Origin of the sequence: Blastomonas sp. AAP53 (assembly GCF_000331245.1) — a bacterium.
GTDB lineage: Bacteria > Pseudomonadota > Alphaproteobacteria > Sphingomonadales > Sphingomonadaceae > Blastomonas.
The window spans coordinates 26,044-40,912 of the sequence record NZ_ANFZ01000002.1; the positions used below are offsets into that span (position 1 = coordinate 26,044).

14 protein-coding genes and 1 tRNA gene are annotated in these 14,869 nt (G+C 63.8%); 8 read left to right on the forward strand and 7 right to left on the reverse strand.

Going from position 1 to position 14,869, the window contains the following annotated elements; translation table 11 throughout:
• Window positions 1-7 precede the first annotated feature (7 nt).
• The 5 genes from D618_RS0100140 to D618_RS0100160 all read right to left on the reverse strand — a co-directional run bounded on the left by D618_RS0100140 (window position 8) and on the right by D618_RS0100160 (window position 4,607).
• A complete protein-coding gene (locus D618_RS0100140; protein WP_152414451.1) occupies window positions 8-718 on the reverse strand; it encodes a DUF4331 family protein in 711 nt (236 codons plus the stop codon).
• Between the two features lie 5 nt (window positions 719-723).
• Window positions 724-1,329, reverse strand: coding sequence for a hypothetical protein (locus tag D618_RS0100145; RefSeq protein WP_193746653.1), 606 nt, complete (start codon window positions 1,327-1,329; stop codon window positions 724-726).
• 150 nt (window positions 1,330-1,479) lie between these two features.
• The gene (locus D618_RS0100150) at window positions 1,480-2,505 is read right to left on the reverse strand and encodes a glycosyltransferase family 1 protein (RefSeq protein WP_017669452.1); all 1,026 of its coding nucleotides are present in this window, start codon (window positions 2,503-2,505) and stop codon (window positions 1,480-1,482) included.
• Between the two features lie 43 nt (window positions 2,506-2,548).
• Entirely contained in the window at window positions 2,549-3,478 is a 930-nt protein-coding gene (locus D618_RS0100155) for a UDP-2,3-diacylglucosamine diphosphatase (RefSeq protein WP_017669453.1), read from the reverse strand.
• A gap of 124 nt (window positions 3,479-3,602) precedes the next feature.
• Window positions 3,603-4,607: an NAD(P)H-quinone oxidoreductase gene (locus D618_RS0100160; RefSeq protein ID WP_026091112.1), complete on the reverse strand. Its 1,005-nt coding sequence runs from the start codon at window positions 4,605-4,607 to the stop codon at window positions 3,603-3,605.
• A gap of 106 nt (window positions 4,608-4,713) precedes the next feature.
• Between D618_RS0100160 and D618_RS0100165 the strand changes: the two genes are divergently transcribed.
• The 3 genes from D618_RS0100165 to D618_RS0100175 all read left to right on the forward strand — a co-directional run bounded on the left by D618_RS0100165 (window position 4,714) and on the right by D618_RS0100175 (window position 8,068).
• Window positions 4,714-4,914, forward strand: coding sequence for a DUF1192 domain-containing protein (locus tag D618_RS0100165; RefSeq protein WP_017669455.1), 201 nt, complete (start codon window positions 4,714-4,716; stop codon window positions 4,912-4,914).
• A 248-nt stretch (window positions 4,915-5,162) separates the two neighbouring features.
• Complete coding sequence (gene clpA, locus D618_RS0100170) at window positions 5,163-7,505, forward strand: ATP-dependent Clp protease ATP-binding subunit ClpA (protein ID WP_017669456.1); 2,343 nt, start codon at window positions 5,163-5,165, stop codon at window positions 7,503-7,505.
• A gap of 170 nt (window positions 7,506-7,675) precedes the next feature.
• A complete protein-coding gene (locus D618_RS0100175; RefSeq protein ID WP_017669457.1) occupies window positions 7,676-8,068 on the forward strand; it encodes an acyl-CoA thioesterase in 393 nt (130 codons plus the stop codon).
• A gap of 9 nt (window positions 8,069-8,077) precedes the next feature.
• Here the strand turns inward: D618_RS0100175 and thpR are convergent, their stop codons facing one another.
• Entirely contained in the window at window positions 8,078-8,623 is a 546-nt protein-coding gene (thpR, locus tag D618_RS0100180; protein ID WP_040369963.1) for an RNA 2',3'-cyclic phosphodiesterase, read from the reverse strand.
• A gap of 120 nt (window positions 8,624-8,743) precedes the next feature.
• On the opposite strand from thpR, the gene D618_RS0100185 reads away from it, so the two are divergent.
• From D618_RS0100185 to D618_RS0100200, 4 genes are all read left to right on the forward strand, one after another.
• Window positions 8,744-9,490: a Bax inhibitor-1/YccA family protein gene (locus tag D618_RS0100185; RefSeq protein ID WP_017669459.1), complete on the forward strand. Its 747-nt coding sequence runs from the start codon at window positions 8,744-8,746 to the stop codon at window positions 9,488-9,490.
• A gap of 255 nt (window positions 9,491-9,745) precedes the next feature.
• Window positions 9,746-10,543, forward strand: a complete 798-nt coding sequence (locus tag D618_RS17220) for a hypothetical protein (protein ID WP_152414452.1) — start codon at window positions 9,746-9,748, stop codon at window positions 10,541-10,543.
• A gap of 185 nt (window positions 10,544-10,728) precedes the next feature.
• Complete coding sequence (locus D618_RS18840; protein WP_017669461.1) at window positions 10,729-11,874, forward strand: hypothetical protein; 1,146 nt, start codon at window positions 10,729-10,731, stop codon at window positions 11,872-11,874.
• 171 nt (window positions 11,875-12,045) lie between these two features.
• A tRNA-Ala gene (locus tag D618_RS0100200) sits at window positions 12,046-12,121 on the forward strand.
• Between the two features lie 48 nt (window positions 12,122-12,169).
• Here the strand turns inward: D618_RS0100200 and D618_RS0100205 are convergent.
• Window positions 12,170-14,317 (reverse strand): PQQ-dependent dehydrogenase, methanol/ethanol family, encoded by a 2,148-nt coding sequence (locus D618_RS0100205; RefSeq protein WP_026091114.1) that lies wholly within the window; start codon window positions 14,315-14,317, stop codon window positions 12,170-12,172.
• Between the two features lie 144 nt (window positions 14,318-14,461).
• On the opposite strand from D618_RS0100205, the gene D618_RS0100210 reads away from it, so the two are divergent.
• On the forward strand, window positions 14,462-14,839 hold the full coding sequence (locus tag D618_RS0100210) for a VOC family protein (RefSeq protein ID WP_026091115.1): 378 nt from the start codon (window positions 14,462-14,464) through the stop codon (window positions 14,837-14,839).
• Window positions 14,840-14,869 lie beyond the last annotated feature (30 nt).

The following is a 14,869-nucleotide window of genomic DNA, read 5'->3' on the forward strand; positions in this document are numbered from 1 at the left end:
CTGCGGCTCAGTTGGGCCGTGCACAAACACTCAGTCCCAGTCGGGTCAGGTCGTCGGCCAGCGCATTGGTGAGGATGGTGAGAGTGCTCGACAGTTCGGGCACCCATTTGCCGGTCGCATCGACGGCGGGGTTGTCGTCGTTATAGGCGTTTTTCCCAGGATTGCCCGAAACCAGCGCGGTGGCGACCGCAGGCATCCCCGCGCGGTCGACACGTGTGTAGGCCGATGGCAGGTCGCTGCGGAACGTGAAGTTGCTGCCTGCTCCGCCCGAGGTCGGCGGATTGCCCAGCGGCGGCGCCAGGAACGGGAAGTTCGCCTGCAGCGGCTGATCGATACCATTGGGGTTGACCGGCAGCGCGGCAAAGATGGTCGCCGGATGCTTGGTCAGGTCGAGGAAGATCACTGCCAGCGTCACATCGACCACCGGATCGAGGAATCTGCGGCCGTTGGGGAAGCCCGCTGGCTGGTTGAGGTCCAGCTGCAACAGATCGGGCACCACCAGATTGGCAACGGTGCGGCCGGGGACGACCGTCTGGTTGAGGCACGGTCCGACATCGAAGCTGGTCGGTGGCGGCGGTGTGGGGGCTGGTGCCGGCGCAACCGCGACGGGCGGCACGACAATGGTGTTGGTGGCGGGCTCGTTGCTGCCGCATCCTGCAAGCCCGGCTATCGAGGCGAGGGCGGCGGCCAGCGCGAGCGAAGGGCGTGTCTTGACCATGGCCATCAGCTCCTGATCCGTGCGGAGGTTGACCAGATGTCGAGCGGCTGGCCCTGATCGAGCAGACGGCGCGGAATCGCGATCACGACAAAGGTCGAGTTGAGATTGGCAAACCGGTTGCGCGTGTTGTTGAACGACAGGTTGCCGGTCGCCCGCGAATCGCGCAGCCCCTGCGGATCGAAGAAGAACGGATCGTCGAACACTCCGGCGCGCACCATGATGCCGTTGGCAGTCGTGAGATTGCGCTCCACCGGGCCGCGCAGCAACGTGGCCCCGGGCAGGTTGCGCACCTCTATGCCCGGATTGACGCCATCGCGCCCGAAACGGATCTCGATCGGAAATTCGACATCGGTTCGGGTCCCGGAGTTCGAGACGTTGATCGTGTACAGAACATCGGGGTCGTAGAAACCGGGCAGGTTGGTCGCGGATGGCCCGCCAAAGCCGATCGACAGATACACATTGTCCGCGTCGTGGAAGGCGTAAAGGTCCGCGATATCGGCGGCAACATCGAAGCCGACCGTGTTGGTGTCCGATCCGGTGCGCGCAGGGGGATCGAAATGGTCGGCGGCTTCGAGCGCCTGATGCGCGGCAAAACCGACTGCTCCTGCCATCAGGGAACAGGGAAGTGCGACTCGAAACACGTGCTGGATGAACATCATTCGCCCCCGCTTTGCTGAAAAGACCTATGGGCGACCCTCAAGCACAATAATCCAACCATGCCGGGATACCAAATACTATCTCCAGCATCAGCGCGGTGAGCGCTACGCCGCCAGTTGCAGCCTGCCGGTGATCGGCACCAGTGCGGCCAGAAACTGGCGTGTACTTGCCTCCCAGGTGAAGCTGCGCCCTGCCGTCAGGCACTCGGTCCGGCTTTGCAGCAGCGCGGCGGCGATCGCGTTTTCCAGCGCCTCGTGCATCGCGCCGGTGCCGGGTGTCAGCACGTCGAGCGGGCCACTGACCGGATAGGCGGCGACCGGGGTGCCGCAGGCCAGCGCCTCGATCATCACCAGGCCAAAGGTATCGGTGCGGCTGGGGAACACGAACACATCGGCTCCCGCGTAATAGCCCGCGAGTGTCCCACCCGATTGCGCGCCGACGAAATGCGCGTCCGGATAGGAGCGTTCCAGCGCCTCGCGCGCGGGGCCGTCGCCGACCACGATTTTGCTGCCCGGATGGCCGTTCGACAGGAACGCCTCGATGTTCTTCTCCACGGCGACGCGCCCGACGTAGAGCTGGATCGGGCGGGGCAGGTCGGCATAGAGCGCCGGAGCGGGTGCGGTGGGGCTGAAACAGCGCAGGTCGACGCCCCGGCCCCAGTGCACCACCTGCGCCAGCCCCTGGCCGCGCAACTGCCGCCGCACGGTTTCGGTCGAGACCAGGATCGCCGAGGCAGGCGCGTGGAACCAGCGGATGAACGGCCAGAACATCGCTGCAGGAAGGCCCGTGCGGCGCGCCAGATAGTCGGGAAACTGGGTGTGATAGGCGGTGGTGAACGGATAGCCGTGATCGAGGCAGAAGCGGCGCGCGGCAATGCCCAGCGGGCCTTCTGTCGCAATGTGCACCGCATCGGGCGCAAAGTCGTCCAGCCGCACGCCCACGCCATGGCGCGTCGCCAGCGCCAGCCGGATTTCGGGATAGGACGGGCAGGGGATCGAGGCATATTGATCGGGCGAGATCACCAGCACATCATGGCCCAGCGCGCGCAAGCGATCCGTCACGGCGCGCAGCGTGCGCACCACGCCGTTGACCTGGGGCTCCCAGGCGTCGGTGATGATGGCGATCTTCATACTGGCTGGCATGGCGTGTTCTCCTGCCGCAGGGGCTTCATTCTCAGGCAGCCTCGACCGCCCGGCCTGCGGTTATCGACGCGTCGGCCTGCGCTGCTTCGCGTTCCTTCATGATATCGGCCCAGTGCAGCACTTCCATCCGCCCGTCGAAATGCTCGACCAGCGCGGTGCAGCCTTCCACCCAGTCGCCATCGTTGTAATATTCGACGCCGCCGATGTGCCGGATTTCCGCCGTGTGGATATGGCCGCAGACGACACCATCGACGCCGCGTTCGGATGCCGCACGCGCCACCAGCTCCTCGAAGCGCGAGATGAACTCGACCGCGTTCTTGACCTTGTGCTTGGCCATCTTGGAGAGCGACCAGTACGACAGGCCCAGCCGCTGGCGGACCCAGTTGACGCCGATGTTGAGGCTCATCAGCGCGTGGTAGAGCGTGTCGCCGACGAACGCGAGCCAGCGGTGGGCGAGCATGATCGTGTCGAACTCGTCGCCGTGCAGCACCATCAACCGTTTGCCGTCGGCGGTTTCGTGGAAGGCGGCGCGACGGATTTCGACCCCGCCCAGGTTCAGCCCGCTGAACTGACGGAACATCTCGTCATGATTGCCGGGGATATAGACGATCCGCGTGCCCCGCTTGGCGCGCTTGAGGATGCGCCAGACGATATCATTGTGCGCCGGCGGCCAGTAGAATTTCTTCTTCAGCCGCCAGCCGTCGATGATGTCGCCGACCAGGTACATCGTCTCGCTGTCGACATGGTCGAGAAAATCGATGAGCATGCCTGCGTTGCAGCCGCGCGTACCCAGATGCACATCCGAAATCCAGATGGTGCGATAGCGCCTGCGCGCCTCGACCTGGGTTTCGGGAATATAGGGCTGACCACCGGGAAAGCCGGTGACATTGGCAAAGCCGCCGTCCCCGGGCCCGCTGGCCAGCATCGCGTCGATGGTTTCGCTGAAATCGTCCAGTGCCATGGCGGCGCATGCTCCCTTGCGGATGTCGGCATCCTCGGGACCACGCCAATGGCGGTTTAATGTGACATCTGGAATCGCCTAACGATGACGGCTTGATGACAACAGGCAGGCAATCCGGCGGCGCTCAGCCGATCTCCAGCACGATCTTGCCGACCAGATCCCCCGATTCCATCTGGGCATGGGCTTGCGCGGCCTCTGCCAGCGGATAGCGGCTGTGGATCAGCGGCGACAGTTCGCCGGTGGCCACCAAAGGCCAGACCTCGCGCGAAATCTCGTCGGCCAGCAGCGCCTTGAAGGCGTTCGAGCGCGGGCGCAGCGTCGATCCGGTCAGCGTCAGGCGGCGGCGCATGATCTCCAGCACCGAAATCTCGGCCTTCATGCCGCCCTGAACTGCGATGGTGACATTGCGGCCATCGTCGGCCAGGCAGGCCATGTTGCGCGGCAAATAGCTGCCGCCCACCATGTCGAGCACGATCTCGACGCCCTTGCCGCCGGTCAGCCTTGTGACCTCCTCGACGAAATCATGCGTCTTGTAGTTGATCGCGTGCGCAGCGCCGATCCCGAGCGCCGCGTCGCACTTGTCGTCGCTGCCGCAGGTGACGATCACCGTCAGGTCGAACAGCTTGCCCAGCTTGATCGCCATCGTCCCAATGCCGCTGGTGCCGCCGTGGACAAGCACTGTCTCGCCATCGCGGGCATAGCCGCGCTGGAACAGGTTGTGCCACACGGTGAACAGCGTTTCAGGCAGGGCTGCTGCCTCTGCCATGGAAATGCCCGACGGAATGGTCAGGCAATGGTCGGCGCGGGCCACGCAATATTCGGCATAGCCGCCGCCGGCGACGAGCGCGCACACCGGCTGGCCGATGAGGGCATCATTGGTGTCTGGTCCCACGGCGACGATCGTTCCGGCGATTTCCAGCCCCGGAATGTGCGGCGCGCCCGGCGGTGGAGGATAAAATCCTTGCCGCTGAATGACATCGGGACGGTTTACGCCGGCAGCGGCAACGCGGACAAGAACCTCGCCTTCGCCCGGCACGGGAACGGCCGTTTCGCCGGAAACCAGTACTTCGGGGCCGCCCGGTTCTGCATAATCAATGGCCTGCATAGTGGCCGGTATGACTGTAGCCATGGTCATGGTAGACATGCCCTGGGTATCCCCCTTCGTTGCGGACACTCCCCCAACGTCTGCAACGCGTATATTGACAGCTACCGCTCGCGGGTCAACTATAAGTCCCATGGAGCCTGACGAAAGCCTCGCGCGCCTGCGCGCCGACGCCGCCCAGAAACTGGGCACAGAAGACATCGATCCCTATTCGCTGGATGAGCTGGATACGCGCATCGCGCTGTGTCGCGCGGAAATCGCCCGGTGCGAGGCGCGCAAGGAATTTGCCGCCCGTCACCGTGCCAGCGCCGACGCGCTGTTCCGCAAGAATTGAGCTGCGAGCGACATCCTGCCGGTTCGCGCCTGCCATCTGGCATGGTCTTTGCTGACATTATTCTCGAACCAGGGCTTGCAGCCTGCTGGATTTGGAGAGACACTCGCCTATATTGGTTGCTGTAAAGCGCCCCTGTGTGAACAATGGGGCTATGGCAATGAGGCGCTTGACCATAGAGGCCCGGCTCTTTTTCCCGGGTACACTGACTGACATTGCGGGCGTCTCGCCCGTAACGGAGTATCGCCATTATGCCGTCCTTTGCCGAATCCCTTGAAAAGACGCTGCACCAGGCACTTCACAATGCCGCCGACCGCCGTCACGAATATGCCACGCTGGAGCATCTGCTGCTCGCGCTGATCGATGATGCCGATGCGGCGCAGGTGATGCAGGCCTGCGGCGTTGACCTGGGCGAGCTGGGAGATGCGGTGACGCATTATCTCGATAACGAACTGGACTCGCTCAAGGTCGCTGAAAAGACCGATCCTGCGCCGACGTCCGGTTTCCAGCGCGTGGTTCAGCGCGCCATCCTGCACGTCCAGTCTTCGGGCAAGGATGTCGTGACCGGCGCCAACGTGCTGGTCGCCCTGTTCTCCGAGCGCGAGAGCTATGCCGTCTATTTCCTGCAGCAGCAGGACATGAGCCGTCTGGATGCCGTGAGCTATATCAGCCACGGCATCGGCAAGGGTGGCCAGTCGGTCGAGCAGCGCAGCCCGCGTGGCAGCGAAGAGCCGCAGGAAGAAAAGCAGGATGCCGCATCCGGCAAGCAGAAGAAGGACAGTGCGCTCGACCAGTTCACCGTCAACCTCAATGCGCGCGCCGAGGCCGGCAAGATCGATCCGCTGATCGGGCGTGGTCCCGAGGTTGATCGCACGATCCAGATCCTGTGCCGCCGTTCGAAGAACAACCCGCTGTATGTGGGTGACCCCGGCGTCGGCAAGACCGCGATCGCCGAGGGCCTTGCGCGAAAGATCGTCGAGGGCGATGTGCCCGAGGTGCTCGAAAAGGCCGTGATCTATTCGCTCGACATGGGCGCGCTGCTCGCCGGCACCCGTTATCGGGGCGATTTCGAGGAGCGGCTGAAGCAGGTCGTTTCGGAACTTGAAAAGATGCCGCATGCGGTGTTGTTCATCGATGAAATCCACACCGTGATCGGCGCCGGTGCCACCAGCGGCGGTGCGATGGATGCATCGAACCTGCTCAAGCCTGCTCTGTCGGGTGGCACGATCCGCTGCATCGGATCGACCACCTACAAGGAGTTCCGCAACCATTTCGAGAAGGACCGCGCGCTTCTGCGCCGGTTCCAGAAGATCGACGTCAACGAGCCGACGATCGAGGATACGATCAAGATCCTCAAGGGTCTGCGCACCGCGTTCGAGGATCACCACAAGGTCAAGTACACGCCCGAGGCGATCAAGACCGCGGTGGAACTGTCCGCGCGCTACATCAACGACCGCAAGCTGCCCGACAAGGCGATCGACGTGATCGACGAGGTGGGTGCGATGCAGATGCTGGTGCCGCCGAACAAGCGGCGCAAGATCATCACCGCGCGCGAGATCGAAAGCGTGATCGCGACGATGGCGCGCATCCCGGCCAAGTCGGTCTCGAAGGACGACAAGAAGGTGCTCGAGCATCTCGATCGTGACCTGAAGCGCGTCGTGTTCGGCCAGAATGCCGCGATCGAGGTGTTGTCCAGCGCAATCAAGCTGAGCCGTGCGGGCCTGCGCGATCCGGACAAGCCGATTGGCAACTATCTGTTCTCCGGCCCCACCGGCGTCGGCAAGACCGAGGTAGCCCGCCAGCTTGCCAGCATCATGGGCATCCCGCTGCAGCGGTTCGACATGTCGGAGTATATGGAGCGGCACTCGGTCTCGCGCCTCATCGGTGCGCCTCCGGGCTATGTCGGCTATGATCAGGGCGGTCTGCTCACCGATGCGATCGACCAGCAGCCGCATTGCGTTCTGCTGCTCGACGAGATCGAAAAGGCGCACCCGGATCTGTTCAACATCCTGCTGCAGGTGATGGACAACGGCAAGCTGACCGACCACCACGGCAAGACGGTCGATTTCCGCAACGTCGTGCTGATCATGACCACCAATGCGGGCGCTGCCGACATGGCGCGCGAAGGCATCGGCTTTGGCGATGTCAGCCGCGAGGATGCGTCGGACGAGGCGGTGAAGAAGATGTTCACGCCCGAGTTCCGCAACCGTCTCGATGCGGTGGTGCCGTTTGCGTATCTGGGTACCGAAGTGGTGGCGCGGGTGGTGGACAAGTTCATCCTCCAGCTCGAGCTGCAGCTGGCCGAACAGAACGTCCACATCCGTCTCGACCAGACGGCGCGCGACTGGTTGTGCGAGCGTGGCTATGATCGGCTCTATGGGGCCCGCCCGATGGCGCGGCTCATCCAGGAGAAGATCAAGCAGCCGCTGGCCGAGGAACTGCTGTTCGGCAAGCTGGTGCAGGGCGGCGAAGTCAGCGTCCATCTGAAGGATGGCGCGATGGCGTTTGAAATCGTGCCCGCACCGCCCAAGGCGGCCAAGCCCAAACGGGCACGCGGCGCGGCCAAGAAGGCCAGCGATACCAACGCGGATTGAGAATTCGGCCCGGCTGGCATAGCGTCAGCCGGGCCTTTCTTTCGCCTCGCCTAAATTCCTCCCAATCTGTTTGTCCCGAGCGAAGTCGAGGGACGTGATCCCGAACGGTTGCGTAAGGTCCCTCGACACGCTCGGGAAAAACGGGTGGGGCTTCTTTGATGCAAAGCCATATGAACACCTTCACCCGTACCTTCATCGCCGCGCCCGAGCACATCGACGAGCTGGGCCATGTGAACAATGCCGTCTGGGTGCAGTGGCTGCAGGAGCTGTCGGTCGCGCACTGGCAGGCGGCGGCGGACCCTGCGCATGTCGACGCCTATTTCTGGGTGATCGTCCGCCACGAGATCGATTATCGCGGCAATATTGGCCTGGGCCAGCAGGCGACCGGGCGCACCTGGGTGCCGGGCACGCCCAAAGGCGCGCGCTTTGCCCGCCATGCCGCCTTTGCCGACGAAAACGGCCGCGATATCGTCACCGCGATCTCGACCTGGGCGATGCTCGACAAGGCGACCGGCAGGTTGGCGCGGGTCACCGCAAATATCGTCGCCGCCTTTCAGGACTGAACCTGCAGGTCAGCCGTGCATCGCAAACCCTGCGACTGTTTCGTAGACGCTGCCGTCGCGGCCCATATGGCTTTCCACCAGCGCGAGTTCATCAAAGGTGAAGGCTGTGCCCGGCAATGGCGGTTGCGCGGCGATCCACGCCGCTGCCTGCGCCGGATCGGGCGCGAGGCTGCGTGCGAAGCGGGCAAGAGTGATGTGCGGCATGTATCTGCGCCCCTCGGGCTCGAACCCGCAGCTTACGCACAGCCGATCGAGCCGGGCGTGCAGCGCCGCCAGCGGATCGCGCGGAGCGAGCCCTGTCCAGAGCTGATCGACCCGCCCGCGCCGGTCGAACCAGCCAAAGCCGTCCAGCCGCGTCTCGAAGCGCGCAAACCGCTCGGCCCTCAGCGCCAGCAGCAGGGATTCGGCCTGATGCCGGTCAGCATCGCCGATGAAGCGCAGCGTCACGTGCAGCGGCGCCTCGCTCTGCCAGCGGGCGCCCGCAAGCCCATGCATCCGCTCGATCAGGCACGCGCGGATCGCGGGAGGCGGCACCAGGGCAAGGAACAATCTCATGGTAATATCTGTATCCTATCCATACGCGATGAACTGAAAACCGGTTTCGCTTGAAAAAGACGGACCAAAGGGTGATATTGTGTCTATCCGGCAACAATGCCGGGCAAAGGAGTTTTTTCGATGGCTGACCGTTTTGATCCTCGCGCGACAGACAGACTGCGCGCCGGCTCGATCAATGCGCAGACCGGCGTCCCCAGCGCGGCGTTCGACGCGGGGCTGCGCTCGTACATGCTTTCCATCTACAACTACATGACCAGCGGCATTCTGCTGACCGGCATCGTTGCCCTGCTGTTCGCCCAGTCGGGCATGGCGGCGCAGATCATGTTCGGTCCGGGCCTGATGAAGTATGTGATCATCTTCTCGCCGCTCGCGATCGTCTTCGCGATGAGCATGGGGATGAACAAGTTCTCGACCGGCGCGCTGCAGGCGATGTTCTGGGGCTTCGCGCTCCTGATGGGCCTGAGCATGTCGACGATCTTTCTGGTGTACACCGGTGAAAGCATCGCGCTGGCGTTCTTCTCGACCGCAGCTGCATTCGCAGGCCTGAGCCTGTTCGGCTACACCACCAAGAAGGATCTGACCGGTTGGGGCAGCTTCCTGATCATGGGTGTCGTCGGCCTGATCGTGGCCAGCATCCTCAACATCTTCCTCAAGTCGTCGGTGATGGGCCTGGTGATCAGCTATGCCGCCGTGCTGATCTTTGCCGGCCTGACTGCCTATGACACGCAGCGGCTCAAGAGCATGTATGCGCATGTCGCAGGCAGCGACATGATCGGCAAGGTCGTGATCATGGGCGCGCTGAGCCTGTATCTCAACTTCATCAATATGTTCCAGGCGCTGCTGAGCATCATGGGCAATCGCGACTGATTGCCCGGAAAGCCCTGGAACCCTGACAGCCCGGCGGAGCAATCCGCCGGGCTTTTCTTTTGCCCCACGCGCGCACTCGGCTGGTCGCCCTGTGGACGCGGCTCGTCGCTGCCGTGGCCGCCCCACGCAGGTGCACGCTTTCACCACTCGTCGTTTTCGTGTTGAGATCGCGCCTTGGCGGGCATAGAAACATGCCCATGAGACCGCGCGCTCCTGAACACGGGCATCGCGCGCGGCACCGGGAGACGCAAGAACATGGCACGTATGGCCTTCAGCCGTGCATCGATGCTGGCCGCAACGGTCGGCCTCACGACACTGATATCAGCCTGTGGCGGCGCCAAGCCCGCGCCGGTCGCCGTAGCTCCGCCACCGCCGCCTGTGGTGGTGGCCCCGCCGCGCATGCCGACGCCGCCCTCCAATTCGATGACTGCCATGACCGTGCCTGCGCTGCGCGCGGACGGCCTGCGCGATACGCCGATGCGCGACATCGATGACAACGAGAAATTGTGGTACTTCCGCTCCGCATTGAACGTGGCCGCACTCAACTGCCAGAACCCGCAGCACTTCCGCATTGCAGACGATTACAACCTGTTTCTGAAAACGCACAAGCGCGAGCTCGACCGGGTCAACAAGATCGTCGAGGACAAGTATCGCAAGCGCTATGGCTCCGGCTATGCCCGCATTCGCGATACCGAGAACACCCAGGTCTACAATTTCTTTGCCTTCCCCCCGGTGAAGTCGGACTTCTGCAATGCCGCGCTGGTGCTGGGGCAGGAGGCTGCTGCGCTGCCGTCGAAGGACCTGGTGGCCTTTGGTGCGCGTGCGCTGCCATCGCTCGAAGGCGTGTTCGATCGCTTCTATGCCAGCTATGAGAGCTATCAGACCGACCTGCAGCGCTGGATCGCGCTGTACGGCAGCCCGGAAATGCGCGCCGCGCAGGCAGCGCAGATGGGACCCGCTGGCACGATCCAGCCAGCTGCGACCACCACGACGGCGCCGGCCCCTGGAAGTCCGCCGAGCCTGCCTACCGTGCTGCCCAGCAGCGGCGGCTGAGGCGCGGCAAATCGGAACCGAACGCCTAAGGTAAAATCTCGGGCGCCCGACAAGACTCCGCTGACCATCGCTGTTACCCTTTATCGGGGAGGCGCGAGTCGATGGCGGCTGGTGAGTTCGACAAGAGAGGGTTTTTGCGGGCCCTGGGGACCGCTGCGTTTGGCTTTACGATAGGGCAGCGCGCGTTGGCACAGGACACCAGGATCCTCGGCCTGGATGTGCCGCAGGATCTTGTGAACATGATCCCGCGCAAGCCGTTGAGTTTTCTGCGCATCGCCGACGCCGTGATCGCGCTCGAGCGCGAGGCGGACCGCAAGGGACTGCCGCACTCCCCCCTGGAATTTGGCAGCGATATGTCGCTCCGCAAGCTGACCGACTCGCTGTACCAACTGGCGATGCCGCGTCTTGTCGCTCTGGTGGACCGCGCTGATGCGATCGACAGCGGCTTTGCCGACAAGGCAGGGGCGTTGCTAGCCGAACTGCATCAAAGTCAGCACGAACTGCCCGAATTGCTCCAGTTGCTGCCAAAGCAAATGCGGCTCGATCCGTCGCCGGGGCCCGGCCTGCGCTATCTGACGCAGCCAGACCCGGCATCGGCGGGCGAACCGAACGAACTGATTTTTCCCCCGGACGCACCTCCATCTGTAGAAGCGTCGCCCAAGCCCGACGCATCGACCGGACCGGACATCGCATCTCCAATGGAGGCGCCCGTTTCGTCGGAAGAGCCGGATCAGCCGCTCAGCACGGCCCGGGATTATGCATCTCTCAAGCCTGAATATGGTCGCATGTTCCGCAAAGTGGAAATTCGCCCGCAATACCGCGAAAGCGCCGACTGGCATCTCGCCATGATGCGCCGGTCGCGCAGCCAGTATCAGCGGGTCGAAGCCGCGACGGGTGTGCCCTGGCACTTCATCGCCGCCACCCATGCGCTGGAGGCCAGTTTCAATTTCCGCGCGCATCTGCACAATGGCGACTTTCCTCTGTCGGCCCGCACACGGCAGGTGCCTTCGGGCCGCCCCTCGGTGTGGCTGCCGCCTTCTGACTGGAATTCCAGTGCAAAGGATGCGCTCGGGCTGCTTGGCTATGTCGGACAGACCGACTGGAGCCTGGAACGGACGCTTTACAGGCTGGAGGCCTATAACGGCATGGGCTATCGCAGGCGCGGCGTGCCGACGCCCTATTTGTGGAGTTTCTCCAACCATTACGACCGGGGCAAGTTCGTCGCTGATGGTCGGTTCAGCGCTACGGCCAGGTCCCAGCAGTGCGGCGCAGCGGTTATGCTGAAGCTGCTGCACGATGCAGGAGAGATCACGCTGCAAGCCGCGCCCTGAAGTCTCCGGCCCCGTTGGCACGACACGTTCGCCAGGGTGATATCCAGCGCCGGACCGTGCTGCCCAGCAGCCGCGACTGATCCCAGAGCACCGACTGCCCGATTTTTCCGCTGGAATGGCGCCGCGCGAGCAATTATATCCGTGCCGCCGGCGGAAAACGCCGGGATTTCGGGGGCCGTAGCTCAGTTGGGAGAGCGCGTCGTTCGCAATGACGAGGTCAGGGGTTCGATTCCCCTCGGCTCCACCAGTCCCGCCCGCGCCGTCCAAGGCTGCGAGCGGGCACTGATAGAAAGCGCTATTTCATCGCGACCTTTTTCGGCTTGCTCGCTCCGGCCAGCTTCGCGTCCTCGTTGGCACGCGAGATGACATAGTGGCGGATACTTTCGATCTCCGGCTTGGTCATCACCGATGAAAAGCTGACCATGCCGTTGTCCTTGAGCGCGCCGTCATGGACGATCATCTGCCAGTTTTCCGCGCTGGCCAAAGTGCCCGAATAGCGAAGGTCGGGGATGATACCGCCCCGGCCCGAGGCCTGGATCGCAGCATCCCCATGGCACACCGTGCAATAGCGGCCATATTGAACGGCGCCTGCCTGCACCACATCGGCAGCGGCGGTGAGCGCCGGTGGGTCCAGCGGCAGATCGTCGGCAGCCGGCATGGCAGGCAGCTTGGCCTTGCCGCCCAGCTTGAACACCAGCAGGCGCGAGATGTTGCGCACCGGGCCCGACATGTCGCTGAGCACGCCTGCGGTGATCGCCCACGCGCCGCCCCAGCCGGCAAGCACCGCGACATATTGCTCGCCATCGATGCTGTAGGTCATGGGGGCCGCTACCACGCCGGTCTGTGCGGGGAAGGTCCACAGCGGCTTGCCATTGGCCGAATCATAGGCGACGAAATTGCCCATCGCGTTGCCCTGGAACACCAGACCGCCCGCTGTTGCCAGCACGCCGCCGTTCCACGGGCCACCCAGGGTGACGCGCCAGCGTTCCTTCTGCGCCACCGGATCCCAGGCGATCAGCACGCCCTTGGTCGCCTTCTTCGCCGCCTCGCGCACCGCATTGTCGGCGGGCATCGCGTTGTTGGCGGTATCCATACCGACGTTGAAGCCCAGCTTCGAAGGCTTCCAGCCTGTCGCCGGGATATACGGATAGGCGGTGATCTGTGCGGGGATGAACACCAGCTTCTGCTTGGCGTCATAGGCCATCGGGTGCCAGTTGTGCGCCCCGAGCGGGCCGGGCGTGACGATGAAGGGCTTGCCCGTCTTGTCGACGCGCGCGTCGGGGTTCTCGATCGGTCGCCCGGTCGCAGGGTCGACTCCGGTGGCCCAGTTGACCGGCACGAAGTTGTTGGCCGAGATGAACTCGCCCGTGGCGCGATCGATCACGTAGAAAAAGCCGTTCTTGGGCGCCTGCATCAGCACCTTGCGCGCCTTGCCGTCGATCTCGAGGTCGGCCAGCATGATGTGCTGGGTCGCGGTATAATCCCAGGTCTCGCCGGGCGTGGTCTGGTAATGCCAGGCGTATTCGCCGGTCTTCACCCGGATTGCGACGATCGAGGACAGGTACAGGTTGTCGCCGCCGCCGGGCGAGCGATAGGCCTGGTTCCAGGGGCTTCCGTTGCCGACGCCGACATAGAGCAGGCCAAGCTCGGGATCATAGGCCATCGCGTCCCAGACGGTGCCGCCGCCGCCGATGTTCCAGTATTCGCCCTTCCAGCTGCTCTCGGCGGTCTTGAGATATTCCGCCTCGTTGGCGCCGGGGCGATCGGGGACGGTGTAGAATTTCCAAAGCTGCTTGCCGGTCGCCGCGTCATAGGCTGCGACATAGCCGCGCACGCCGAACTCTGCGCCGCCATTGCCGATGACGACCATGCCGTCGATGACGCGCGGTGCACCGGTAATGGTGTACGACTTGGCCTGATCGACAGTGACCTTGCTCCAGATCTCGCGGCCCGTGCCGCGATCGAGCGCGACCAGCCTGCCATCGAGCGTGCCGAGGAACAGCATGTTGCCCCAGGCGGCCAGTCCGCGGTTGACCACGTCGCAGCACGCCTTGACGCCGGTCTCGCCCGGCACCTTGGGATCATATTCCCACAGGGGCTTGCCGTTGGCCGCGTCATAGGCCTTGACCTTGGACCAGGCGGTGGTGACGTAGATCTTGCCGTCGATCACCAAAGGCGTGGCTTCCTGGCCGCGCGCGGTGTCCATGTCGGCGGACCAGGCCAGGCCCAGTTCGCCGATGTTGCCGGGGTTGATCTGGTCGAGCGGGCTGTAGCGCTGCTCGTCATAGGTGCGCCCATAGCTGAGCCATTCGCCCCCATCGGCCTGAATGATGCGCGCACCATCGATGCCGGTTGAGCCATTGCCTGCGGTTTCGGCGTTGCCGCCCGAACATGCCGCCACGAGCAGCGCAAGCGCCGCCCCCATCAGAGCCTTCAGCCTCATCGCCCGTCCCTCTCCTTTTCGCCTTGACCTTTGGCGGCCAATGGCTGTCTTTGCGTAGCCGGATATTGACGGGCCGCTGGCGGCTTGTCCATGGTGATTTAACCATCCGGTTAAGAGTGGTCCGGATCACAACAGGAGAGATACATGTTTTCACACGTCATGCTGGGCGCGGACGATATCGACGCGTCCAAGGCCTTCTACGATGCAACGATGGTCGCGCTGGGCGGCAAGCCGGGCATGGTCGATCCCAAGGGCCGCGTCATCTACATGAACAATGGCGGCCTGTTCCTGCTGACGAAGCCGATTGACGGCCAGCCTGCCAGCTGTGGCAACGGCAGCACCATCGGCTTTGCGGCCAAGACGCAGGAAGAGGCCGACGCCTGGCATGCTGCGGGCCTGGCGCATGGTGGCACCGCGATCGAAGATCCGCCGGGCGTCCGCGAAGGCGCCGGCATGAAGCTGTATCTTGCCTATCTGCGCGATCCTGCCGGCAACAAGGTTTGCGCGATGCACCGGTTGTAATCCCAAGGTGCGGGGGTGGAGTCGTTCCGC